This window comes from Streptomyces lincolnensis (genome assembly GCF_001685355.1).
GTDB classification, from domain to species: Bacteria; Actinomycetota; Actinomycetes; order Streptomycetales; family Streptomycetaceae; genus Streptomyces; species Streptomyces lincolnensis.
In genome coordinates this window covers 10,296,794-10,319,054 of the sequence record NZ_CP016438.1, presented here as the reverse complement: position 1 = coordinate 10,319,054, position 22,261 = coordinate 10,296,794, and the positions used below count along the sequence as shown (strand labels likewise).

The following is a 22,261-nucleotide window of genomic DNA, read 5'->3' as shown; positions in this document are numbered from 1 at the left end:
ATCTGCAACTTGGCTTGTAGTTAAGGTATCTGAGTGGACGTCCGCTCCGCGGTCGTCCACTGGCTGGCAAGTAGGCGAGAGTGTGCCACGCGGCTCCTGTGAGGCAGGCCCCGGTCTGGAGAGGGAAGAAGCAGTTCAACCCGTTCTCCCACGGACCGGACCTGGCCAGCACTCCCCATGCCTCCTAATGGAAGCAAAAAACTATGGAGTATCTGAGATGTTGTCTTCCCCTCTTCAAGGTCATGCGGCCTGATATCGAGTCAGTTTGGCTCGGGCAGTTCGCAGCGGAGTCACCTGCGCGGTTGCAACTATCTCTCGTGGAGGTCACGCAGATGGATCCGCGGGCCTGGCCCGATATGCGTGACCCGGGCTTCGGACGGCGCTGGCGGACGCAGGCTGCGACGTTCTCCTGGAGCAGCGAGTAGGCGTAGAGCGTGGCGGCGTTGAACCGTTCCTAGAGACTGAGCGGGAGTGAGTCCTGTTGCCAGGCCCCCTGCTCAGCAGAACGCCCCGAACGGTGTTGGGCGTTCTGGTCCCCCGCGTTCGCTCCGCATCCGGCGCGCACGGATCGTGGGGGCACCCGGTCCAGCCTGGACGGTCCGATGCCCCTGCTCATCACTCCGGTGAGCAGGGGGCGGTGCCGTCCGACGCCGGACCGGGTGCCGCAGGGCGCGCCTTCTGATCGCCACGGCGGCAGCCTCATGGCGAGTGGTCTTACGAGTCTTGGAGTTGAGGGGTTTCTGCCGTGCTGGGCGGCCCCAGCGGCTGGTGTAGGCCGGGTGCACGGCGATGACCGCGATACCGGTCTGGTCGGTCATCGAGGTCAGCCGGGCACGCAGCCGGCCGGTGGGCTTGCCCGGGTCCTCTATGTCGCGGTAGGGCGCGGCGGATCTAGGGCGCCATCCGCCTGTCTCCTTGACGGTGCTCCGGCCAAGGTGCCTGGCGCAGCGTCGTTCACCAGGCGGATCGGTTGCGATCACTGACTCACTCTGCTTACGATTACGATCGTAATTTAATGGAGCCGCATTAGGCCACGCCATCCGTGCTCCGGTCATCTCCTCTCCACTTCACCGGGAACCTTCATGGACCTCTCCACCAGCACCGCCCTTGTCACCGGCGCCAACCGGGGATTCGGCCGAGCCCTCGCCGCCGAACTGCTCAGCCGCGGCGCCACCGTCTACGCCGGCGCCCGCAACCCCGACCAGGTCGACCTGCCCGGCGTGAAGCCGATCGCGCTCGACATCACCGACCCCGTCTCCGTCGCGGCGGCCGCCGAGGCCACCGGCGACATCACGGTCCTGGTCAACAACGCGGGGTCGTCCACCGGCGCCGACCTGCTGACCGCCGACCTGGACGCCGTCCGCCTGGAGATGGACACCCACTACTTCGGCACCCTCTCGGTGGCCCGCGCCTTCGCACCCCAGATCGCGGCCAACGGCGGCGGGACGATACTGAACGTCCTGTCCGGCCTGTCCTGGGTCAGCTTCCCGGACTTCGGCGCCTACTGCGCCGCCAAGTCCGCCGAGTGGTCGCTCACCAACACCCTGCGCCTCCAGCTCGCCGACCAGGGCATCCGCGTAGCCGGCCTGCACGTCGGCTACATGGACACCGACATGGTCCGAGCCGTCGACGCGGCCAAGTCCGACCCGGCCGACATCGCGCGCATCGCCGTCGACGGCATCGCCGCCGGCGCCTACGAGATCCTCGCGGACGAGGCCTCCCGACAGGCGCAGGCCGCACTGGCCGGAGGCGTCTCCGCGCTCTACCCGCAGCTCCCCTGAGGCGCACCCGCCCCACCGGCCAACCGCCAGGCACGTCCGCCAAGGGAACGCCACGGCACAGCATCTGTGATTCGTCGGTCGGTCAAGCGTGCTGTACGGCCGGCGACGGTTCCCCCCGTGTGTCGGGTCTTGCCTGCTGGGCGCTTCTCGGCCTATTGTATTATGAACGTAAGGTAAATGGTGGGGACAGAGCGGTGGCTCGCCATCAGCGCGAACGAACGCCCACGCCATGCCGCACAGGTGCAGGCGGGACCGGCCCAGCCGACGCAGCTCCGAGTGACAAGCCGACGACACCCGCACCCCACCAGGCGCAACAGCTCCGTGGTCGCGATCACGGCCACGCAAGCCCAACCCCTCAGGAAATGGAAACCACGCCATGAGCCAGCCCAGCACGATCCGCCTGGAGCGGACGACCCCGCGGACCGCGAGGATCACGTTCTCGAATCCCCCCGTGAACCTGGTGATCCCTGAGTCCATCGTGACGCTGCACAAGATCGTCTCGGAGCTGGAGAACGACCCGGACATCCAGGTCGTCGTCTTCGCCAGCGAACTCCCCGACTTCTTCATCAACCACTTCGACGCCACCGCGGCCGCCGACATCCCCGCGCCCGAGCACGAGGACGACAACCCGCTGTGGACCGACATGGTCCTGCGGCTGACCAAGGCCCCGTTCGTCAGCATCGCGGCCATCCGGGGCCGTACCCGGGGCGCCGGCAACGAGCTGGCCCTCGCCTGCGACCTGCGCTACGCCAGCCGCGAGAAGGCGTTCTTCGGCCAGCCCGAGGTCGGCCTCGGCCTCGTCCCCGGCGGAGGCGGCGGCGAGCGGCTTCCGCGCGCCCTCGGCCGCGACCGCGCGCTGGAGGCGATCCTGACCAGCGCCGACTACGACGCCGACACCGCCGAGCGCTGGGGATGGGTCACCCGAACCCTGCCCGACGCGGAACTCGACGCTTTCGTCGACGCGACCGTCGCCCGCCTCGCCTCCTTCGACCGGCAGGCACTGGCGACCGCCAAGTCCCAGGTCAACCGGGCGACACTGCCGCCGGACGCCCACCTGGTCGCCTCCTTCGGCGAGTTCGCGGGCACCCTGACGCAGCCGGGATTCGCCGCGCGCGCGGTCGGGCTCGGCGCACTGGTCGCCGAAAAGGGCCTCGACGTCGAGTACCAGCTGGGCGAGTACATCGGCCGGGTCAGCGAAGCCCTCTGATCACCCACGACCGACCGCAGCGCCCCACAGGGCGCCCGTAGGCGCCGCGACACCCCGGGCAGCGTCCATCCCCCACCCATCAGGGTTCCCACGGCGGCCGGGCACGCCTCAACGGCAGCCCGGCCGCCGGCTTCCCGGCCGGAGGGCCCCGCCGCACCCACCGGTCTCCGAACACGGAAAACGCGACGGCCAATGTCCCACCGTCGTCACGTGCAAGTGGACCGAACGTTCTCGCGTCCGGTGCCGTGACGTCGCCCACGGCTGGCTGTGACGTCTGTCAGCGGCCCCTCGATATTGGCCACCTGGCCCCACCTGGACGGCAAGCGGCGTGTGACGTCCCGAAAGCGGCCCCACTGCCACTCGCTGCAGATACGGCCACGAGGTGGGGCCGCCGCGGACCGTCATCGAACACCCGTCGGCGCCAACGATGGCCAATTCGGTGGGGCCAATCGCCGACGTCAAAGCCACCCACGGCACATGAACAGCTCTCGGCAGCGGCGCAGCCCATCCTTTGAGAGGGCTTCTGCTGCAATGCCGCACCAACGGCTCGAAATCGCAGGCTCTTGCGTCAGTGTCTGCCTCTCGGGTGGTCGGCCCTGTGTCGGTCGGCTGCGGTCAGGCTTCTGGGCCCAGTGCTGCCGGCTGATCGCTGCTGCCGTGCGCCAGCGAGGCGAGAATCTCCTTGCGGCAGACATCAAGGATTTCGTCCGCCAGCGGAGAATCGTCCGGGCATGCCCGCGACAGCATGACCGCTCCGACCGAATGGGCGAGCATGTCGATCACCATGGTGCGGGCCGCGCGTTGGTCCGCATCCCCCAGCGTGTCGCTTGGGGCCTGAAGGGCCGTCAGCAGGTTCTCGATCCCGGCTGCGAACCCTGTTTTGATGTCCGCCGACTGACGTGCGGCATCGCCGCTGAGGGCCGCGATGGTGCAGCCGTCGCCGCGCCCGTCGCGATGCTCCCGGGAGACGTAGCTCTCGACGAACTCGGCGGGATCCAGGCCTTCTGTCCGTGCCGCGGTCTGCGAGAGCCCGCTCGCGGACGCTTCGGCCATCAGGTCCGCCTTGGAGCGGAAGTGCTTGTAGAACCCGCCATGGGTGAACCCGGCCGCCGCCATCAGTTCCGCCACGCCGACACCGTCATAGCCGCGCTCGCGGAACAGCCTGGCAGCTGTCGCGACGATGTGCGCACGGTTCTGTTCCGCCTGTGCCCTGGTGACCCGCATGTGAAGCCCCCTTCCGCGGTCGACGCTCGACGTTCAAGCATACATAGATGTCGATCGACATCTATGAGGTTGACTTTTTAAATTACGACCATCATTGTATTGCTCATCCCTCCAGAAAGGCTCAGGCCATGAGTGACACGCACGCGACCGCACCGACCCAGTACATCGAGGTCGACGGTGAACGGTTCGCCTACCGCCGCTGGGGCAAGCCCTCCGGCGTCCCGGTCCTCCTCGTCCAGCACTTCCGCGGGGGAATGGACAACTGGGACCCGCTGCTCACCGACGGCCTGGCCGAAGGCCGCGAGGTGATCCTGTTCAACGGGCGCGGCATCGCCTCGTCGTCGGGCACGCCGCGCAACCGGGTCGAGGACATGGCCGACGACATCGCCGCCGTCATCCGGGCGCTGGGGCTGGAGCAGGTCGATCTGCTCGGCTTCTCGCTCGGCGGTTACCAGGCGCAGGAGGTCGCGCTGCGCCACCCCCAGCTGGTGCGCAAGCTCCTCCTGCTCGGCACCGGCCTGCGCGGCGGGGACCCGACGATGGACCCCAAGGTGCCCGAGGTGGCGCTGAACCCGGTCCCCACCCTGGAGGACTTCCTCTTCCTGTTCTTCGGCCGCTCACAGGCCGCGGTCGAAGCGGGCCGGGCCTTCTGGGAGCGACGCCACCAGCGGGCCGACCAGGACCCGCCGAGCTCGCCCGCAGTCGGGCAGGCGCAGTTCGAAGCGTCCATGGCCTATGCGGAGCCGCTGCCGGGCGAGAATCCCTACGCATACCTGAACGCGATCACCCAGCCCACGCTGGTCCTCAACGGCGAGAACGACGTGATGATCGCCTCGGTCAACTCCTGGCACCTCGCCCAGAACATCCCCGACGCCCAGCTACTGATCTACCCCGACGCCGGGCACGGAGCGCAGTTCCAGTACCCCGAGCGGTTCCTGAAGCACGCCCTTCAGTTCCTCGACGAGTAGGCAGCTGCACGCGAACGGCACATCCCCGGCCGACAGCCGCCCCCGGGCATTCCTGCGCCGTCCGCCACCCATAAAGCATTACGTGCGTAATTTAATTTGTCCATGCTCATGGCGGATGCCTCATCGGATGCACAGCCCGGAACGCAGGTCTGCCCGGATGTCCGCCACCAACAACCTGAGGAATCACGCATGCTCGACAGCCTGTGGACCCCGACCGTCGCCGGAAAGATCTCCCTGCCGCACCGTCTGGCGATGGCCCCCCTGACCCGGAGCAGGGCCACGCCTGACGGTGTGCCGACCGAGCTGAACGCCGAGTACTACGCCCAGCGCGCCTCGCACGCCCTGATCATCACCGAGGGCACCCAGCCCTCCGCCGACGGCCAGGGCTATGTGGTGACCCCGGGCATCTACACCGACGAGCACATCGCCGGCTGGCGCAAGGTCACCGACGCCGTGCACCAGGCCGGCGGACGCATCGTCATCCAGCTCATGCACGTCGGACGCATCTCCCACCCCGACAACACCCCCCACCACCGGCAGGCGGTGGCCCCCTCCGCGATCAAGCCGGCAGGCCAGATGTTCACCGGCTCCGGGATGCAGGAGATGCCCCAGCCCCGCGCACTGTCCACCGAGGAGATCGCCGCGACGGTCGACGACTTCCGGCGCGCCGCCGCGGCAGCCATCACGGCCGGCGCCGACGGCGTCGAGATCCACGGCGCCAACGGCTACCTGATCCACCAGTTCCTCTTCCCCAGCACCAACCAGCGCACCGACCGGTACGGCGGCTCCCTCGACAACCGCATCCGCTTCGCGGTGGAGGTCGCCACCGCCGTGGCCGACGAGATCGGAGCCGACCGCACCGGCATCCGGCTCTCCCCCGGCAACCCCTTCCAGCTCGGCGACCTCACGGAGCACGACACCCACGAGCTCTACCCGCACCTCGTACGCGCCCTCGCCCCCCTCGACCTCGCCTACCTGCACCTCGCCCACGGCGGCGACGAGGAACTCCTGGGCACGCTGCGCGAGCTGTGGCCGAACACTCTGATCCTCAACCGGGCCGGCACCGACATCGCCACCCGTGCCAAGGACATCGACAACGGCATCGCCGACGTCATCACCGTGGGCTCGATGGCCCTCGCCAACCCCGACCTGGTCGAGCGCCTCCACCCTTCTACGGCGGCGGCGCAGCCGGCTACACCGACTACCCCACCCACGCCGCCTGACCCAAGCCCCCGGCGCCCGAGGCAATCGCCTCCCTCGGGCGCTCCGGCGTACGCACGCCAGGGCATAGATGCTGAACGTCCGCACGCGTACCGAGCGCGGGTCCTGGGGTGCGACCCGGGCGGCAACGTCGTCGATCACGGTGAGCACCCCGTCGGTGTACGCGCGTCGGGTCGCGTCCGTGCCGCGGGCGATCTCGTCGAGCAGGGCGGCCGACGGGCAGCCGTGCTCAGGACTGTCACGGTGCTGCACCGAGAGAGGCCCGCAGGATCTGCTCCATCCGGGCCTGGCCGGGCACCGCCGCACCCACAGCCTCGCACTGCGCGCGCAACTGGTCGGCGACCGCCGTCGCGACCGGATCGTCCTTGGAGTCGAAAGGGGCGTGGTCGGTAGGCGGTCTCGACGTCGTCGAGCTGTGCCGGGTAGGGGTGTTCGGGGGCATGGCGGAAGTCCACGACGAGCGAGCGGATCCCGGCGGCCTTCGCGATGTGCCCGGCGGCCTTGCGGTCCGAATGCATGGAGGCGGTGGCTGAGCCGCCGAAGTGGAAGTGCAGCAGCGCCCGGTCGGGGTCGGCGCCGGCGGGGATGGCCCAGAGGGCGGGGACGCCGTCGGCGTCGACCTCGGCGTAGGTGACGTCTTCCGGTTCGGTGGACGCCAGGTGGTGCGTCTCGGCGATGTCGCGCACGATGCCCAGGTCCAGGCCCGGCGTCATCCACTTGGTGCGCACGCCGTCCAGGAACTGCGCGAACTCGATACGGGCGAGAGCGCGAGCAGGAGACGCGGCGGCGGATCAGCGAGACGGCTGGGCGTCGGTTCAAGAGCGACGGGATCGACGGTTCGGGGATCGCCGCGCTGATGGCCTGATGCCGGTCGCTCTTGTGGGGGCTGGACACGATGCGCCCCGCCCCCGGCGGCTGTCAGAACATCGTGTTGTCGTTGGCGGCGGTCTCGGGCACGGCCTGTTCGGAGCTCCAGTGCTCGACGATCCTGGCATCGCGGACCCGGAAGAGGTCGATGACCGACCGGCCACGCTCGCCCGGCGTGTCGACGTAGTGGCTGTGCACGGCGACCAGGTCGCCTTCGGCGATGACGCGTTTCGGTGTGACACTCGACTGCGGGAACTTGTCGAAGTAGCTGCCCAGGTCGGCCTTGAGGCCGGCCGCGCCGTCGGAGATGGTCGGGCTGTGTTCGTGGTAGTCGACGCCGACGTAGGTGTCGATGGCGGTCAGGTCCTTGCGGACCAGCAGTTGGTCGACGAACGCGGTGACCAGTTCCTTGTGGTAGGCGGTGAACCAGCGCTGCCCGACCGCGTCGGTCCGCGGCTCGCTGAGCGTGGCGAACATGTCGTTGCCGCTGGCCGTGGTGGCGGGCACTTCCTGAATGACGTCCCAGTGCTCGGCGATCTTGCCGTCCTGGAAGCGGAACAGGTCGAACACGGCCAGACCCTCGGTGCCCGGCACCATGACGTAGCGGGAATGCAGCAGCACCAGATCTCCGTCGGTGATGATCCGGCGGGGCTCGAAGGCGGCCTGCGGGAACTGCTGTCGCATGGCGCCGCTGAAGTACTTGAGGGCGTCGGCTCCGTCGGGCGCCAGGGGGTTGTGCTGGATGTAGGAATCGGGCCGCACGACCCGATCGACGATGGCCGTGTCGCCGAGGACGAACACGTCATGCAGCAGTTGGCTGGCAACGTGTGCCTTGCTGTCTCGGACGGTCAGCACGATCTTGCCGGTGGTGCGGCCGGTCTCGCCGAGCGTGTGCGCCTTCGCAGCCTCGGCGAGCGGGAAGGTGGCCTCGACGTGGGCGCGCAGTGCGCCGGTCTCGACGAGGGCGGCGATGGCCTGCATGCCGGCCTGGTCGGCCTCGACCAGCAGCGACTCGTAGCGGATCCCCCGCTCGGCGATCGCCGCCAGTTCGCCGGCGTCGACGGGTACCGGAAGGATCGAGACGAGGGTGCCGCCCGGGCGCAGCACGGCCACGGATCGGGCGCGGGCGGCGGAGTCGCGGGAGATCGGGTCGAGGACCACGTCGATGTCGCTGAGCACCTCGGTGAAGTCGACGCTGTGGTAGTCGATGACCTCGTCGGCACCGAGGGATCGCAGGAAGTCGTGTTTGGCGGCGCTGGCGGTGCCGATCACGTACGCGCCGCGGTCCTTGGCGATCTGCACGGCGAGGTGACCGACGCCGCCGGCCGCCGCGTGGATCAGGACTCGCTGCCCGGCCCGGACCCCGGCGGTGTCGACCAGTGCCTGGTAGGCGGTCAGCGCGGCCAGCGGCAGCGCACCGGCCTGGACGTGGTCGATGCCGGCGGGCTTGTGCGTGAAGACGCGGGCCGGCCCGGTCACGTACTCGGCGTGCGAGCCCACTCCGCCCGGGTAGGGCAGCATGCCGAAGACCTCGTCGCCGGGCTTGAACAGCGTGACGCCCACGCCGACGGCCTCGACGACGCCGGAGACGTCCCAGCCGAGCACCAGCGGCATCCGGGCGATGGTCGCGGACCGGGCACGGTTCCCCCAGTCGGTCGGGTTGACCCCGGCCGCGTGGACGGCGACCAGGATCTCGCTCACCCCTGGCGCCGGTTTGGGCAGCAGGGTCTCCTGCAGCACGTCGGGGGCGCCGTAGGTGTCCTGGCTGATGGCTCGCATGGTCTCGGTGTCCGTCATGGGCCCAGCCTGGCCGCCGTCACAGGCCCCTACAATGGCGTGATCGCCAATTTTCGACGGGATCCTGCCGTGATCAAGGTGCACCGCGTCGTTGTCCTCGCCTCGCACGGGGTGTACCCGTTCGACCTGGGCATTCCCCACCGCGTCTTCGGCGCCGCGGACGGCCGCTACGAGGTCGTGACCTGCACCATCGACGGTCACCCGGTGCGCACCAACGCGGACTTCTCCATCACCGTCGATCATGGCCCGGAGGCGTTGCGCACCGCCGACACCGTCATCATCGCGCCGTTCCACACCGGCAACCCCAGCCGTCAGACGTCGGTCGACCTGGCGCAAGTCCTCGCGTACGTGGCCCCCGGCACCCGGATCGTGTCGACCTGCACCGGCGCCTTCGTGCTGGCCGCGGCGGGGCTGCTCGACGGGCACCGGGCCACCACGCACTGGCACGCCACGGGCCTCTTCCGGGAGTGGTACCCGCAGGTGGAACTCGACCCGAACGTCCTGTTCGTCGACGAAGGCGACGTGCTGACCTCGGCCGGTGCCGCTGCCGGCATCGATGTCTGCCTGCACCTTGTCCGCAAGGACCACGGGAGCGAGATCGCCAACCGTGTGGCCCGCACCTGCGTCGTCCCCCCGTGGCGCGACGGAGGCCAGGCGCAGTACATCGAACACCCGGTCCCCGACGCAACGGCGAACGACACGTCCGCCGCCCGGCAGTGGGCGCTGCAGAACCTGCACAAGCCGCTGACGCTGAGCGACCTCGCCGAGCAGGCGAACATGAGCCTGCGCACCTTCGCCCGCCGCTTCAACGAAGAAGTCGGCTTGAGCCCCGGACGCTGGCTCATCCAGCAACGCGTCGACCGGGCCCGGCAGTTGCTGGAATCCACCGACCTGCCGGTCGACGAGATCGCCGGCCAGGTCGGCTTCGCCGGCGGCACCTCGCTGCGCGAACACCTGCACGCCGCTATCGGCGTCACACCACTGGCCTACCGGCGCACCTTCCGAGGCGCACCGGCAACGAGCCGTGCCGCCGCGGCGGATGCCCGGCGGGACGGTCAAGCACGTCGCCCTCGACCGTAAAATTATGCACGTCATGCCATCGGCCATGCCGGGAACCGGTATCGGTCGCGCGTATGACAGCAAACGCACCCGCGAGTCGAGTTGTGGCCGAACACGCTGATCCTCAACCGGGCCGGCACCGACATCGCCACCCGTGCCAAGGACATCGACAACGGCATCGCCGACGTCATCACCGTGGGCTCGATGGCCCTCGCCAACCCCGACCTGGTCGAGCGCCTCCACCCTTCTACGGCGGCGGCGCGGCCGGCTACACCGACTACCCCACCCACGCACACCGCTTGACCACAGCCCCCGGCGCCCGAGGCAGTCGCCTTCCTCGGGCGCTTCGGCGTACGCACGGCGCAGCCAAACAGCGGTGAACATGCGCTCGCGACGCGAGCGGTGCGCCGTCGATGACCACGAGGTCCCGTCCCGCGGCTCCGCATCCGGACTCGCCGACAAGGTCGTACTCATCACCGGCGGACTCGGCAGCGCCACGGCCCGAACCCTCCTCCCCCGCGGCGCCCAGGTCGGCATCGTGGATCTGCGTCCGGACACGCCGGAGATCGCGGCCGGCATTCGTCGTCCCACGTCGTCGGCTCTACCGCGGACGTCTGCGACCGCAGCGCGCTCGACGATGCCGTGGCCCACGTGTGTGAGCGGTTCGGGCGGGTTGACGTCGTGATCTCGAACGCCGGCATCATGGGGCAGGGCTCCACACTTCCGTGCCACGCCCGCACCCGCGGTCGACAAGGTGCTGGCCGTGAACATCAACGGATTCGTCAACACGGTCAGCGCGGCGATGGAGCAGATCATCGCCAACCAGGGCCAGGTCGTCCTGATCAGTTCCGTCTTCGCCTTCCTCAACGGTGTGGGGGCCATTCCCTACGCGATGAGCAAGTCCGCGGTCGAGCAGCTCGGGCGCGGACTGCGCGTGGAACTCGCCCGCCACGGCGCCTCCGCCACCACCGCCTGCTTCTCTCTGATCCAGACGGACATGATCAGAAACGGCCGCTGCTCAAGCGCCTGGAACTGGACCAGGCCGCCGAAGCCGTCGTGCAGGCCATCGAACACCGTTGACCCCGTGTGATCCGGCCGGCTCGCTGGCCCCGCCGTCCGTGCTGCGAGGAGCCTCCGGACAGTGCTGCCTGGGCCTGGCGGGCGGCGTTGTCGGCGAGGATCTCGTAGGCGCCGGCGGCGATGCCGTCCACGGCGATGCGCGCGATGTCGGCCGGGTGCGACCGGCAAGTCGGTGGTCTCCAGGAGGTGAGGAGCCCGGCCTACCCTCAGCTGATTCGGCCGGCGTCCCCCGCTCATGCCCACTCCTCGTGAAGCGGCGGGTGAAGGTGCCCAGGCTTCTCTGCCGTCACGGATTCATCCTGCCGCGTACACGCTACCGGCTACCGGCTACCGGGTGACCTTCCTGAGGTGGGTACGTGCGCGATGCCATCGCATCCGGACATACCCCAGGTTGGCCGCCTGATTCTACCACCTGGCTCCGCCGTCCTGGCCGAGCCGGCCTGATCAGGAAAGGTGGCGCTTGAGGATCTTGCCGGTGGAGGTCAGGGGCAGTGCGTCGACGAACTGGACGATGCGCGGGTACTTGTACCCGGCGAGCCGTTCCTTCGCCCAGGCCACGAGCTCGTCCTCGGTCGTGCCGCTGCCTGCCTCGCGCACCACGACGGCCTTGATCTCCTCGCCGTGGGACTCGTGCGGTACGCCGATCACGGCGACCAGCGAGACCGAGGGGTGCTCCATGAGGACTTCCTCGATCTCGCGCGGGTAGACGTTGAAGCCACCCCGGATGATCATGTCCTTGGACCGGTCGACGATGTAGTAGAAGCCGTCCTCGTCCCTGCGGGCTAGGTCGCCGGAGCGGAACCAGCCCTCTTTGATCGCCTCGGCCGTCGCGCCGGGCCGCTTGTAGTAGCCCTTCATGACGTTGTGTCCCCGGATCGCGATCTCCCCGATCGCCTCGGGGCCGCCCTCGGCATCCGACCAGTCATCGCGGATGAGCTTCATCTCCACGCCCGGAATGGGCACCCCGATCGAACCGACGCGGGGCTCCTCGCCGAAACGGGAGAAAGACGCGCTCGGCGAGGTCTCGGACAGCCCGTAGCCCTCGAGGATCGTCACACCGAAGCGGTCCTTGAACTGCTTGTGGATCTCGGCGGGCAGCGCCGCGCCGCCGGCCGCGGCCACACGCAGGTTCGCCGCCAGGCGGGCGACGTCGACCCTCTCGTCGAGCGCCGCGAGCAGACCCCAGTACATCGTCGGGACCCCGGCGAAGAACGTCACGTCGTGGGCAAGCATGAGGCGCAGGGCCGCCTGCGCCTCGAACCTCGGCTGCATCACGATCGTGCCGCCGAACGCGAAGGCGCCGTTCTGGACGACGGTCTGGCCGAAGGCGTGGAACAGCGGCAGCACACACAGATAGGTGTCGGGGCGCCCGGGATCGGCGGCGAACAGGTCGCGGCCGACGAGCGCGTTGTCGTACACGTTGCGGTGGCGCGACTCCGCGCCCTTGGGGTGGCCGGTCGTGCCGGAGGTGTAGAGGACCACCGCGGTGTCGTCCTCGTCGCGCTCGACCGTACGGAACGTCACGGGCTGCTCGGCGACGGCCGCCTGGTACGACTCCGGTGCCCCGCCCCGGCCGCGCCGCCGCTCTCGATCAGGAAGAACTCGGTGCAGCCATCGGTCGCCCGGAACCCCTCCCACGCGGCCTGCGCGATCGCAAGCTCCGGCGTGCCCTCGAACGCGAAGTACGCCTTCGCGTCCGAGTCGGCAAGGTGGTAGGCGATCTCGCCAGACCGCAGCAGCACATTCAGCGGCACGACCGCTGCGCCGGCCTTGAGGATGCCGAAGTAGACGCTGGAGAAGTGGGGCACGTTGGGGCAGGACAGCGCGACCTTGTCGCCCGGCTGGATCCCGCGCGAGGCGAGCAGGTTCGCGACACGGTTGGCGGCGGCGTCGAGGGCGGCATACGTGATGCGGTCGTCACCGAAGACGATCGCGGTACGCTCCGGGTGTCGGGACGCGGTGTCCGTCAGCAGTCGTGACACGTTGCGGCTCGGGCTGAGCATCATTGCTCTCCTGATTCTCCGGGGCGGTCGAGCCGGGCAACGGCCGAGACCGCCACGTGGGCCCATGGCCTGCCGTCCGATGGGCGGCGGATCGGCCACAAAATCACCTGCCGACCGTAATATTACGCGCGTCAGACCATAGATTAGGATGGGATACGAGGCAATGGCCCGGCGGAGTTGAGGGAGCAAGCCTGTGGCGCGCTACGCCAAGGAGCACAAGCAGGTCACGCGGCAGCGGATCATCGAGCGGGCCGGCCACCGGTTCAAGCAGGACGGCATCGACGGCTCCGGCATCTCCACGCTGATGTCCGACGCCGGGCTCACCAACGGCGCCTTCTACGCCCACTTCGAGTCCAAGGACGACCTCGTAGCCCACGTCGTCGCCGAGCAGCTGCGCGCGCAGGTCAAGCAGTACGACACGCTGCGGCCCGGCCGTGAGGGACTCGAGGATTTCATTCGCTGGTATCTGTCGCCCGAGCACCGGGACAACCCCGGCGACGGCTGCCCGTCCGCAGCGCTGCTCGACGAGATCGGCCGCTGCGGTGACGCGACCAAGGACGCCTACACCGACGGCGCCAAAGCCATCCTGGACGAGCTCGCCGCCCGTCTGGCGCCCGAGGATCCCCAGTCCGCCCGCAGTCAGGCCATCGGCCTCTACACCATGGCGGTGGGAACGCTGCAGCTCTCCCGCGCGCTCTCCGACCGGAAGTTCTCCGACGAGGTCCTCGAGCAGGGGATCGAGAACGCCCTCGCCTTCGCGCGATGACGGCCAGTACCGGCTGGGTGAGCACCTGACAAGGGCCGGGACGCCGGCGCCGTGCACCCACGTTTGCGCGCTCAGCCCGAGTGGGTGGCCCCTGGGGCGACTGCGCTCTCGGCAGCGACACCGACGCGACGGTCCTCCGCTCGTACGGCGGTCGGCGTCGCGCGCGTTCGGCATGCGCCGTAGCGGCAGCGCGCTCCTGGGCCTGGCGCTCGGACGGGACGCCGACCACACCGATCTGCGCGTCGCCATCCTGCACGACAACCGGCTCGGCGCCGTTTGGCCGAGAAGCGAGCAGGCCGGTTACGTCGAACAGGTGACAGAGCCGCCCGCCCACCGGGCGTCACGGCTCTGACCCACGTCCTCGACCCGTACGCAGACCGCACCGCGGCCCTACGGCCGGCCGAAGAACTCGAGAGCCGTCGGCACGAACTGCTCGTGGTACTGGAAGATGCCGCCGTGGCCGCCGTCGGGGTAGATCACCAGCTCGGAGTTCGGCAGTCGCCGGTCCAGGTCGTACGTGTTCGACGTCGGAACCATGCGGTCGTCGTCACCGTTGGCGACGAGCACGGGCACCTTGATGACGGACAGATCCTGCGGCCGTGCCAGCCCCCAGCGGTGGATGGCCTTGAGCTGGGAGAAGTAGGACTTGAGGCGGATCGCCTTGTCCCGGTCCTGCGTGCGCTCCTTCAGACGGGCCAGGAACTGCTTGCCGGCCCGAATCCCGTTCGGGGTGCGGGTGAAGAAGAGGAACTGCTTCACGTCCTGGAAGGTGAGCAGGGCCCGGAGGGTGTCGTAGTGGGAGATCCGGGTGACGTTCTTGATGCCCTCGCCGCCGGCCGGACCGGTGCCCGCGAGGATCAGCCTGCGGATGAGCTGCGGGTCGGTCTGGGCGATCACCTGGGCGATCATGGCGCCCATCGAGAAGCTGAGGACGTCGACCTGCTCGAACCCCAGCGCCCGGATGAAGGTGACGGCGTCCTTGGCCATCTCCTCGATGGTCTTCGGTGTCTCGCCGGTGGAGGCGCCCACGCCCCTGTTGTCGAACGTGATCACCCGGTGCTTGGCGGCGATGCCGTCGACGACCCGGGGGTCCCAGTTGTCCAGGACCGCGGCGAGGTGGGTGATGAAGATGACCGGCATGCCGGTCCGGGGGCCGAGGTCGCGGTAGGCGAAGGTCACTCCGTCGGCGGTGACGGTGCGGGTCTGCGCGTTCTTGTACGACGTCACCACGTCACCATGTGTTTCGCGTGCGTTCACGGTCGTGCCCTTCAATGTGTGGGTTACCGCCACTGTGCGCCAATTTCTGCTTCCTCGCAGGTGGGCGTAGAGCGGGCGGTGCTCCTGTGTCTCCCGGCCGCGGCTGCAGTCCGGAGTCGACGGTCAGAGGAGGCTCACGGAGAACCGCCTGGATCAGGCCTCTGAACAACCCGTCGACCATTGAAGTATGACCATAATTTCATCAGGGTGCAAGTGGTTGGGGCCGAACGAGATGCACTGCTGTGGAATCACGGGTTCCGCCGGGCTTCGCGGCACACAGCACAGCGCACCACCAGGGCAGGAGCGGCTCACCTGCGCCGGCGGCTGAGAGACTCTGGTCGTCACCGGCGAGTCGCGGACGTCCGGACCCGGACCGGGGACAGCCGACGATCTGTACAGCGGTCATGGCATCGATGCCCGGCGTGAGGACGACGCCTGGCTGCGCCCGGATTCCAGGACGAGGGCCGGCCGGAGTGCACACCGTGGACCACGACGACGCCCGCCACCGGTACGGCGCAACTCCCGCCTGAACCCGCAGCGCACCTAGTGCAGCGCTTGCGGCGCTCGTCGGCAACACCGTCGGCCTGACCGGGGAAGGCCGCTCCATGGCGACGCTGGAGCTCATGGGACGTCAGATCGCACTCCTCGACACCCTCCGGAAGCTCGACCGGCCCTTCGTCGTCCTGGTCCAGGGCAAGCCCTCGACCCTGCCCGCCCGGGCACTCGGCGCCGACGCCATCGTCCATGCCTTCACCCCGGGATGCAGGCGGCCGGGCGGTCGCCGAGCTCTTGCTCGGGCGCACCGAGCCGAGCGGGCGGCTGCCGGCCCACTGCCAACCAGGTCCGGGGGCAGCACGGCTGCAGATGCCCCGATCTGACACAGGATCCGCTGTTCGCCTTCGGCGAGGGTCTCAGCTGCACGGCGGTGCACGACTCGGACCCGACGGTCCAGAATCCGTTGTCACATCCACGGGGACGCTGCGGGCCGCGGTGCCGCTGACCAGGACGGGCCGCCGTCCCGCACGGGAGACTGCGCAGGCGTATGCCCGCGACCGCGTCACGAGCGTGACGTGGACCGATCGCGAATGAAGGCCTTCACCCATGTCGACGTCGAGCCGGGCGAATGGGTCGAGGTGATGATCCTCGTTCCCGCCGGTGACTGCACCCTCGTCGCCGCTCGGGACGCCGCGTCGTCGGACCGGGTGAGTTCGATCTCCTGCTCGGCAGCAGCTCACGCGTCGAGGACCTCCGCGCCGCCGCCTTCACCGTCGACCACCTGCACGGAGCGAGCGCTACGGCATCCCCTGGACGGGCCCGGCAACGCGGTGACGCCCGGTGCGTGTGATCGTTTCACTGTGAGCGCGCGGGACGGGACGCTTCACGGTCTCTTCGTGAGACCCGGCACCGAGACAAAATTGCGTGCCGCCGAAAGTCCCGTCGCCGGACACCGCCGACGACGGGAGCAGACCTGCGGACCCCTGCCCGCAGGACAGGCACGAGGTGACGGCAGGGGGACGACCAATAATGGGTGCCGCCTGCCGTGTCGGGGAGCGCTACGAGGTCACGTGCCGGTACGCACCGGCTGCCCAGGCTCGACGGTGATGACGGCCCAAGCCGTGCAAGGGCCGCCTCACGGCTGTGAGGCGGCCCTTGCACGAAGGCTGACCGGCCGTCGCCCGAGGTTCGGGATCGGCGGCGCGGTCGGCGTCTTCAGGCGGCGAGGAAGTCGGCCACCTGCTTGGTGAAGGCCCTGGCGTGCTGGAAGAGGAAGGCGTGGCCGGCGTCGCCGTAGAGGAGGAGAGTGGCGTCGGCCAGGTGCTGGACGGCGACGTAGGACGCGTGGGCGGGGACCATCACGTCGTGCAGGCCGTTGGCGTACAGGACGGGGTGCTTGATGGACTCCAGTTCGGCCTTGACCTCGTCGAAGGGGGCTGCCAGGAGCTGGCCGATCGCGGCGAGCATGCCCTGCGCCGCCGCCTCGGTGACCGCGGGGCCACCGGCGGCGAGCCGGGGCGCGACGTGGGCGAAGTGCTCGCGCCCCGAGGCGCGGGCCGCTTCCGTCTCCGGGTAGAACAGGTACAGCATGTCCTCCTGGTCGGCGTCGGGCTTGGCCATGATGCCCAGGACCTTCTCGCTCGCCTCCGGCGCACCGGGCACCCAGCCGGTCGGGCCGCTGCCCGCCACGATGATCTTGCGCACCAGCTCCGGGCGACGCGCGGCCAGGCGCTGGGCCACAAAGCCCCCCAGAGACCAGCCGAGCACGTCGGCCCGCGCGAGGCCGAGGGCCTCGATGAACTCGGCGGCGCCCTCGGCGAATCCGTCGAGGGAGTCGCGCGGCTCGCCGGTGGTGTAGCCGGTGCCGACGTTGTCGAACACGATCACGTCGTGGTCGGCGGCCAGGTAGTCCAGGAACTCCGGGTCCCACCAGTCGATGGTCGCCCGGAAACGCTGCAGCAGGACCAGCGGGACACCGCCCTGCGGACCCATGCGCCGGTAGGTGAAGGCCGCGGAGGGCCCCTCCACGGTGAGGTTCTCGGCCTTGTCTGCCAGATAGGTGCTCATGACGTCCTTCTCTTGTGGGCGGGTGCCCGTCATGTCTCGCGGGTCTGCTCACGCAGCACACCAAGACATGCCGGGTCTGCGGGGTCGCTGCCCTCGGCTGCCCCATGCGGCGAGCCAGGGTTGTGGATCAGGCCGACGGCCTGCTCGGATCACTCGGTCACCGGCTCGCTCCGATCACCCCGGAATCCACCGCGCCGAGCCGCAGGGCAATTAAATTATGTTCATAATATTAAGCAGAGGCGACTCTGGTGCGCAAGGGGGGTTCCCGTGGCGAGCGGAGCCCGCGGCCCGGCCGCGGAACCGCCTGCGGGCCGGCGGCGCAAGCGGTTCGGCGCGGGGGGAGCCGAGGGACGGCGACCCCGCCCCGCCCGCGAGAGCGCAGGAATTCAGGGTCATTGAATTACGTTCACAATACAATACATTGGAGGAGCCGACGGAGGGCGAGCGGCCCACCCGGCACGTAGAGGAGTTGCGGTGCGATACAGGAAAGAGCACAAGCAGGCCACCAGGCAGAGGATCATCGAGACGGCCGGCCGCCGCTTCAAGGAAGACGGCATCGACGGCTCGGGCATCACGGCGCTCATGAAGGACGCCGGGCTGACCAACGGCGCCTTCTACACCCACTTCACGTCCAAGGACGACCTGGTGGCCACCACGATCGCCGACCAGCTGCAGGCCCAGAACGCGAGCATCGTCGCGCACGCACAACCGGGCCGCGCCGGCCTCGAACAGATCGTGCGCTGGTACCTGTCCCCCTGGCACCGTGACAGCCGTGACGTCGGCTGCCCCTCCGCCGCCCTGCTCGACGAGATAGGGCGCTGCGCACACCCCACCAAGCAGGCTTACACCGAGGGCGTCCTGGCGGTCGCCGACGGCATCGCCGCGCGCCTGGCGCCGGGCGACCCGCTCTCGGTCCGCCCCATGGCACTCAGCTCCTACGCCATGATGGCCGGCACACTCCAGCTCTCACGGGCCCTCGCCGACCCGCAGCTCGCCGACCAAGTCCTCGACCAGGGCATCCACAACGCCCTCGCGCTCCTGGGCATCGAACACGAAGGGGGCACCAGGACGGTGCACTGACCGGCGTACACACAGGCACCGCGGCGGAGCGCGCGCCGCACCGCCCGCGCCGCGCCAACCCCTCACCTGCGGCGCGACACCCCTGCGGGAAAAGGCGTCCACCCGACACCCGGAGCCTGCACGCGGCCCCGCCCACCCGACACCCCTTCCCGCAGGGGCCTGAAGCCGCAACGGTCACAGAGCCCGGACGCGTCTGATCAATCTCCTGCCGGTGACGCTGTACGCATGACCGTCGGAGCGAGGGCATGAGGACGGCATCGACGACCGCCGCGATGCCGTCGTCGCCGACCTGCCGGTCGCGGACAAGCCCCCAGTGGAGCAGGAGAGCGAGGGCGGCGGAGACCGCGATCGGGTGACCTCCTGACGGATCGCCCTGGCGCGGGGGTAGTTCGCCGCGCTCCACCGCGTGCGCCAGCACACCCTCGACGGCCTGGTACAGGGAGTCGACATAGCGCTGCCTAACGAGGCTGCACAGTTCCGGCTCCCGGCGAGTCGTGTCGTGCAAGGCCGAGAGCAGGTCGACTCGAGAAGCGTCATGGCTCCACGTGGCGCGGGTCATCGTCGCGATGAGTTCCTCGCGGAGTCGGCCGGGTCCGGCCGACCAGGTCTGCGGTAATCGCCGTCTCGGCGTCGGTCATGCGGCGTCACAGTGCTGAGACGGCAGGCGGAGCGGCGACTGCCCGTCGGTCCTCCTCGTCAAGCCGATTGCTGGCAGGCCGAGGCCCACGCCGGACGCCGACGAGCCGACCAGCACGACGTCGCGCGTGCGCAGTTCCTCAATCTCTGCAGCGTCTACCGACTTCGGGCACCACGACGGGTAACCGCTCGGCACTCGGCACGACGCCGGAACAGACGTTCCCCTCACGCCGGCCGGCTGTATGCCATGACAACGACCGCGGCTACGTGGTCTCGCGCTGGATGAGCGCCAGGATGCCGCCCGCGTCAGGCCCGCTCGGCGCCGCCGGAGCCGGAGCCCCGACCGCCGCGAGGATGCCGGCGGTGAGATTGCCGGCCGCCGCGGTGAGGTCCATCCCGATGGTGGTCAGGGCCGGTACAGCGAGCGAGCCCACGGGGAGGTCGTCGACGCCGATCAGCGCCAGGTCGTCCGGGATGCCGATGTGCTGGGTGCGGCAGCTCGCCAGGACGGCGAGGGCGATCAGATCGTTGAATGCGGCGACAGCCGTGGCCGGAGTGGCGCCATGCGTCCACTCCACGACAGCGTTCCGGGCGCTGTCCCGTGAGTAGCGCATGCTGACCACCTGTGGAGCCGGCAGACCGAGATCACGGCAGGCCCGGGTGGCACCCTCCAGGCGGGGCAGACAGAAGGGCCGCTCTCGCGGGTCGTCCACGGCGGCGTAGCCGATGTGCCGGTGCCCGCGTGCCGCGAGATGCTCGATCTGCAGCCGCCCGATGTCCTCCTGGCTCAGCCCGGTCAGACCCGTGCCGCCCGGTGTGAACACGCCGTCGAGCAGAGGGATTTCCGCCCGGTGCAGCAACTGCGCGTCGGCGGCCGGCAGGCTGCCGAACGCGACGACCACCGCCGGCTGGACGTGCTGCCACAGCTCGGCCAGCGGCGTGGCCGTCCCGGCGTGGTGCAGGTACACGCAGGCATAGCCGGCCTCGCCCAGCGACCGGCCGAGGGCCAGTTTGAACTGCTCCATGGCCTCCGCGACGGGGAAATCCGGAACCACGCAGAGCACGACGTTGCTCTGGCCCTTGCGCAGCGCACGACCGGCCCCCGACGGCACGTAGCCGAGCCGGTTCGCCGTCTCCAGCACCCGTCGGCGCGTCTCCGCAGAGAGCCCGTGCTCGTCCCTGCCGTTGAGCACGAAGCTCACGGTGGTCTGGGAGACCCCGGCCTCCCGCGCCACATCCTTGCTGGTGACTCTCGGCAATGTCCCCTCCCCGAACCCCTTGCCACACTTTCAGACACAGGCTACGTTACGGCCACCAGGCGATCTAATACGTATTAGATCGCAGCTTCGGTCGCCGCAATGGCCCGTAGGGGACGGACGCCCCCGCACCTGATTTGCCCGAGCCGCCACCCCAACCGAGCACCGTCTACGTACGCCGAGGGGGTGGATCCACACGAAGAGAGATCTGTCATGGATGACACGATCCCCGTCAGCACCGACCCGACACCCGGCCGCGTTTCCAGCCCCGCCGATCCGGTTCGCCTTGGCCGCCTGCTTGCCTTCGTCTTCCCGGCGACCACCGCGATGTACGCCCTGTTCAACGGGATCGGTGTGATCCTGCTCCCCGCGCAGGTGGCCGACCTCGCGCCCGGCTCCAAGGTCGGTGTGCTGGCGCTGCTGACGACGCTGGGCGCGGTGGCCTCGATGCTCGCCCTTCCCGCCGGCGGAGCGCTGTCGGACCGTACGCGGTCCCGGTTCGGACGGCGCGCCCCCTGGCTGGTGGTGATGGCCGGGGTGTCCGGGCTGCTGACGATCGCCATGGGCCTGAGCACCGGACTGGCCGTCCTCGCGGTCCTGGTCCCGGTCCTGTGGTTCACCGCGAACTTCTACGGCGGGGCGATCTCGGCGATCCTGCCCGACCGGGTGCCCGTGGCCAGGCGTGGCATCGCCTCCGCGGTCATCGGTCTGGGTACGCCCGTCGGCATCCTCTTCGGCGTCAACCTGGCCGGCCGGGTCAGCCAGCTCTGGGCCTACACGGTTCTCGCGCTGGTGCTGTTCGTCACGACACTCGCGCTCGTCGCCGGTGCGCGCGAACCGTCCTCGCTCGACCTGGTGACGGAGAGACCGAAGCGACGGGGCAACGTGATCGCGGCCGTCCGGGCGTTCTTCCGCGCCTTCGGCCACCGGGACTTCACCCTGGCCTTCGCCAGCCGGTTCGGCCTGTTCCTGGCCTACTTCACGGTCTCCGGCTACCTCTTCTTCGCCGTGCAGGACTACGTCGGAGCCAAGAACGTCCCCGGCGGCAACGTCGCCCTCGCGGTGAGCACCCTCACGACGGTCTCGTTCGGCACCTGGATCGCCGTCGCCACACTCTGCGGCTGGCTCGCCGACAAGCTCGACCGGCGCAAGCTGTTCATCGCGATCAGCGCCATCGGCCTGGGCCTGTCCCAGGTCATACCGATCATCAGCCACAGCTGGAGCGCGATGCTCGCGTACTCCGCCGTCTCGGGCGCTTCGCTGGGCACGTACTTCGCGGTCGACCTCGCCGTCATGTCGCTGGTCCTGCCGGACAAGGAGAGCGAGGGGCGCGACTTCGCGATCCTCAACGTCGCCACCGGCCTGCCCCAGCTCGCGGCGCCCGCCATCGCCGGCTCACTCATCGGGCTCGGCGGCTACGGCTCACTGTTCCTCGTCAGCGGCGCGTCCGCCCTGGTCGCCGGAGCGCTGGCCATGGCCATCCGCTCGATCCGATAA

At 69.5% G+C, this 22,261-nt stretch carries 16 protein-coding genes and 7 pseudogenes; 12 read left to right on the top strand and 11 right to left on the bottom strand.

Features of this window, described 5'->3' with window-relative positions:
* Positions 1-454: 454 nt before the first annotated feature.
* A pseudogene (locus SLINC_RS49915) lies at positions 455-857 on the bottom strand (IS200/IS605 family accessory protein TnpB-related protein); the annotation flags it as partial.
* 225 nt (positions 858-1,082) lie between these two features.
* On the opposite strand from SLINC_RS49915, the gene SLINC_RS45435 reads away from it, so the two are divergent.
* Together SLINC_RS45435 and SLINC_RS45430 are read left to right on the top strand one after the other, a co-directional pair.
* Positions 1,083-1,781: an SDR family oxidoreductase gene (locus tag SLINC_RS45435; protein WP_067424965.1), complete on the top strand. Its 699-nt coding sequence runs from the start codon at positions 1,083-1,085 to the stop codon at positions 1,779-1,781.
* Between the two features lie 376 nt (positions 1,782-2,157).
* Entirely contained in the window at positions 2,158-2,988 is an 831-nt protein-coding gene (locus SLINC_RS45430; RefSeq protein ID WP_067424967.1) for an enoyl-CoA hydratase/isomerase family protein, read from the top strand.
* Positions 2,989-3,603: 615 nt separating this feature from the next.
* On the opposite strand, the gene SLINC_RS45425 is transcribed toward SLINC_RS45430, so the two are convergent.
* Positions 3,604-4,212: a TetR/AcrR family transcriptional regulator gene (locus SLINC_RS45425; protein ID WP_067424969.1), complete on the bottom strand. Its 609-nt coding sequence runs from the start codon at positions 4,210-4,212 to the stop codon at positions 3,604-3,606.
* Between the two features lie 128 nt (positions 4,213-4,340).
* Between SLINC_RS45425 and SLINC_RS45420 the strand changes: the two genes are divergently transcribed.
* On the top strand, positions 4,341-5,180 hold the full coding sequence (locus SLINC_RS45420) for an alpha/beta fold hydrolase (RefSeq protein ID WP_067424972.1): 840 nt from the start codon (positions 4,341-4,343) through the stop codon (positions 5,178-5,180).
* Between the two features lie 189 nt (positions 5,181-5,369).
* A pseudogene (locus tag SLINC_RS45415) lies at positions 5,370-6,403 on the top strand (alkene reductase).
* Positions 6,404-6,538: 135 nt separating this feature from the next.
* Here SLINC_RS45415 and SLINC_RS49910 read toward each other — a convergent pair.
* From SLINC_RS49910 to SLINC_RS48710, 3 genes and pseudogenes are all read right to left on the bottom strand, one after another.
* Entirely contained in the window at positions 6,539-6,919 is a 381-nt protein-coding gene (locus tag SLINC_RS49910) for an alpha/beta hydrolase fold domain-containing protein (RefSeq protein ID WP_237282056.1), read from the bottom strand.
* Between the two features lie 400 nt (positions 6,920-7,319).
* Positions 7,320-8,078, bottom strand: a pseudogene (locus tag SLINC_RS49900) (nuclear transport factor 2 family protein); the annotation flags it as partial.
* 33 nt (positions 8,079-8,111) lie between these two features.
* A pseudogene (locus SLINC_RS48710) lies at positions 8,112-9,047 on the bottom strand (NADP-dependent oxidoreductase); the annotation flags it as partial.
* A gap of 87 nt (positions 9,048-9,134) precedes the next feature.
* On the opposite strand from SLINC_RS48710, the gene SLINC_RS45400 reads away from it, so the two are divergent.
* The 4 genes and pseudogenes from SLINC_RS45400 to SLINC_RS48950 form a co-directional block, all read left to right on the top strand.
* Positions 9,135-10,145, top strand: coding sequence for a GlxA family transcriptional regulator (locus SLINC_RS45400; protein ID WP_107406526.1), 1,011 nt, complete (start codon positions 9,135-9,137; stop codon positions 10,143-10,145).
* Positions 10,146-10,226: 81 nt separating this feature from the next.
* Positions 10,227-10,427: a hypothetical protein gene (locus tag SLINC_RS45395; protein WP_067424981.1), complete on the top strand. Its 201-nt coding sequence runs from the start codon at positions 10,227-10,229 to the stop codon at positions 10,425-10,427.
* Positions 10,428-10,568: 141 nt separating this feature from the next.
* A pseudogene (locus tag SLINC_RS50605) lies at positions 10,569-10,829 on the top strand (SDR family NAD(P)-dependent oxidoreductase); the annotation flags it as partial.
* A 25-nt stretch (positions 10,830-10,854) separates the two neighbouring features.
* Positions 10,855-11,214: pseudogene (locus SLINC_RS48950) on the top strand (SDR family NAD(P)-dependent oxidoreductase); the annotation flags it as partial.
* Positions 11,215-11,648: 434 nt separating this feature from the next.
* Here the strand turns inward: SLINC_RS48950 and SLINC_RS49955 are convergent.
* Positions 11,649-12,728 carry an AMP-binding protein gene (locus SLINC_RS49955; protein ID WP_250637355.1) on the bottom strand — a complete coding sequence of 360 codons (1,080 nt, stop codon included), beginning with the start codon at positions 12,726-12,728 and terminating at the stop codon, positions 11,649-11,651.
* Positions 12,725-13,210, bottom strand: coding sequence for an AMP-binding protein (locus SLINC_RS49950; protein WP_250637356.1), 486 nt, complete (start codon positions 13,208-13,210; stop codon positions 12,725-12,727). The genes SLINC_RS49955 and SLINC_RS49950 overlap by 4 nt, the downstream gene beginning before the upstream one ends.
* A gap of 190 nt (positions 13,211-13,400) precedes the next feature.
* Here SLINC_RS49950 and SLINC_RS45380 point away from each other — a divergent pair, with 190 nt between their 5' ends.
* Both SLINC_RS45380 and SLINC_RS45375 read left to right on the top strand, forming a co-directional pair.
* Positions 13,401-13,973, top strand: a complete 573-nt coding sequence (locus tag SLINC_RS45380) for a TetR/AcrR family transcriptional regulator (RefSeq protein WP_067424987.1) — start codon at positions 13,401-13,403, stop codon at positions 13,971-13,973.
* Positions 13,974-14,145: 172 nt separating this feature from the next.
* Positions 14,146-14,325 (top strand): hypothetical protein, encoded by a 180-nt coding sequence (locus SLINC_RS45375; protein WP_067424990.1) that lies wholly within the window; start codon positions 14,146-14,148, stop codon positions 14,323-14,325.
* A 38-nt stretch (positions 14,326-14,363) separates the two neighbouring features.
* Here SLINC_RS45375 and SLINC_RS45370 read toward each other — a convergent pair whose 3' ends face one another.
* Positions 14,364-15,230 carry an alpha/beta fold hydrolase gene (locus SLINC_RS45370; RefSeq protein ID WP_067424993.1) on the bottom strand — a complete coding sequence of 289 codons (867 nt, stop codon included), beginning with the start codon at positions 15,228-15,230 and terminating at the stop codon, positions 14,364-14,366.
* Positions 15,231-16,940: 1,710 nt separating this feature from the next.
* Positions 16,941-17,792, bottom strand: coding sequence for an alpha/beta fold hydrolase (locus SLINC_RS45360; RefSeq protein ID WP_067424999.1), 852 nt, complete (start codon positions 17,790-17,792; stop codon positions 16,941-16,943).
* Between the two features lie 474 nt (positions 17,793-18,266).
* On the opposite strand from SLINC_RS45360, the gene SLINC_RS45355 reads away from it, so the two are divergent.
* Positions 18,267-18,872 (top strand): TetR/AcrR family transcriptional regulator, encoded by a 606-nt coding sequence (locus SLINC_RS45355; RefSeq protein WP_067425001.1) that lies wholly within the window; start codon positions 18,267-18,269, stop codon positions 18,870-18,872.
* A gap of 262 nt (positions 18,873-19,134) precedes the next feature.
* On the opposite strand, the pseudogene SLINC_RS50600 reads toward SLINC_RS45355, so the two are convergent.
* Together SLINC_RS50600 and SLINC_RS45350 are read right to left on the bottom strand one after the other, a co-directional pair.
* A pseudogene (locus SLINC_RS50600) lies at positions 19,135-19,449 on the bottom strand (TetR/AcrR family transcriptional regulator C-terminal ligand-binding domain-containing protein); the annotation flags it as partial.
* A gap of 322 nt (positions 19,450-19,771) precedes the next feature.
* Positions 19,772-20,767, bottom strand: a complete 996-nt coding sequence (locus SLINC_RS45350) for a LacI family DNA-binding transcriptional regulator (protein ID WP_067425004.1) — start codon at positions 20,765-20,767, stop codon at positions 19,772-19,774.
* A gap of 210 nt (positions 20,768-20,977) precedes the next feature.
* Between SLINC_RS45350 and SLINC_RS45345 the strand changes: the two genes are divergently transcribed.
* Positions 20,978-22,261 (top strand): MFS transporter, encoded by a 1,284-nt coding sequence (locus SLINC_RS45345; RefSeq protein WP_067425007.1) that lies wholly within the window; start codon positions 20,978-20,980, stop codon positions 22,259-22,261.

Excerpts from the sequence above, each read along its gene's own strand:
- SLINC_RS45420 (WP_067424972.1), top strand. The coding sequence starts at position 4,341 with ATGAGTGACACGCACGCGACCGCACCGACCCAGTACATCGAGGTCGAC.
- SLINC_RS45360 (WP_067424999.1), bottom strand. The coding sequence starts at position 17,792 with ATGAGCACCTATCTGGCAGACAAGGCCGAGAACCTCACCGTGGAGGGG.
- SLINC_RS49950 (WP_250637356.1), bottom strand. The coding sequence starts at position 13,210 with ATGATGCTCAGCCCGAGCCGCAACGTGTCACGACTGCTGACGGACACC.
- SLINC_RS45430 (WP_067424967.1), top strand. The coding sequence starts at position 2,158 with ATGAGCCAGCCCAGCACGATCCGCCTGGAGCGGACGACCCCGCGGACC.
- SLINC_RS45425 (WP_067424969.1), bottom strand. The coding sequence starts at position 4,212 with ATGCGGGTCACCAGGGCACAGGCGGAACAGAACCGTGCGCACATCGTC.
- SLINC_RS45345 (WP_067425007.1), top strand. The coding sequence starts at position 20,978 with ATGGATGACACGATCCCCGTCAGCACCGACCCGACACCCGGCCGCGTT.
- SLINC_RS45375 (WP_067424990.1), top strand. The coding sequence starts at position 14,146 with ATGCGCCGTAGCGGCAGCGCGCTCCTGGGCCTGGCGCTCGGACGGGAC.
- SLINC_RS45435 (WP_067424965.1), top strand. The coding sequence starts at position 1,083 with ATGGACCTCTCCACCAGCACCGCCCTTGTCACCGGCGCCAACCGGGGA.
- SLINC_RS49910 (WP_237282056.1), bottom strand. The coding sequence starts at position 6,919 with ATGCATTCGGACCGCAAGGCCGCCGGGCACATCGCGAAGGCCGCCGGG.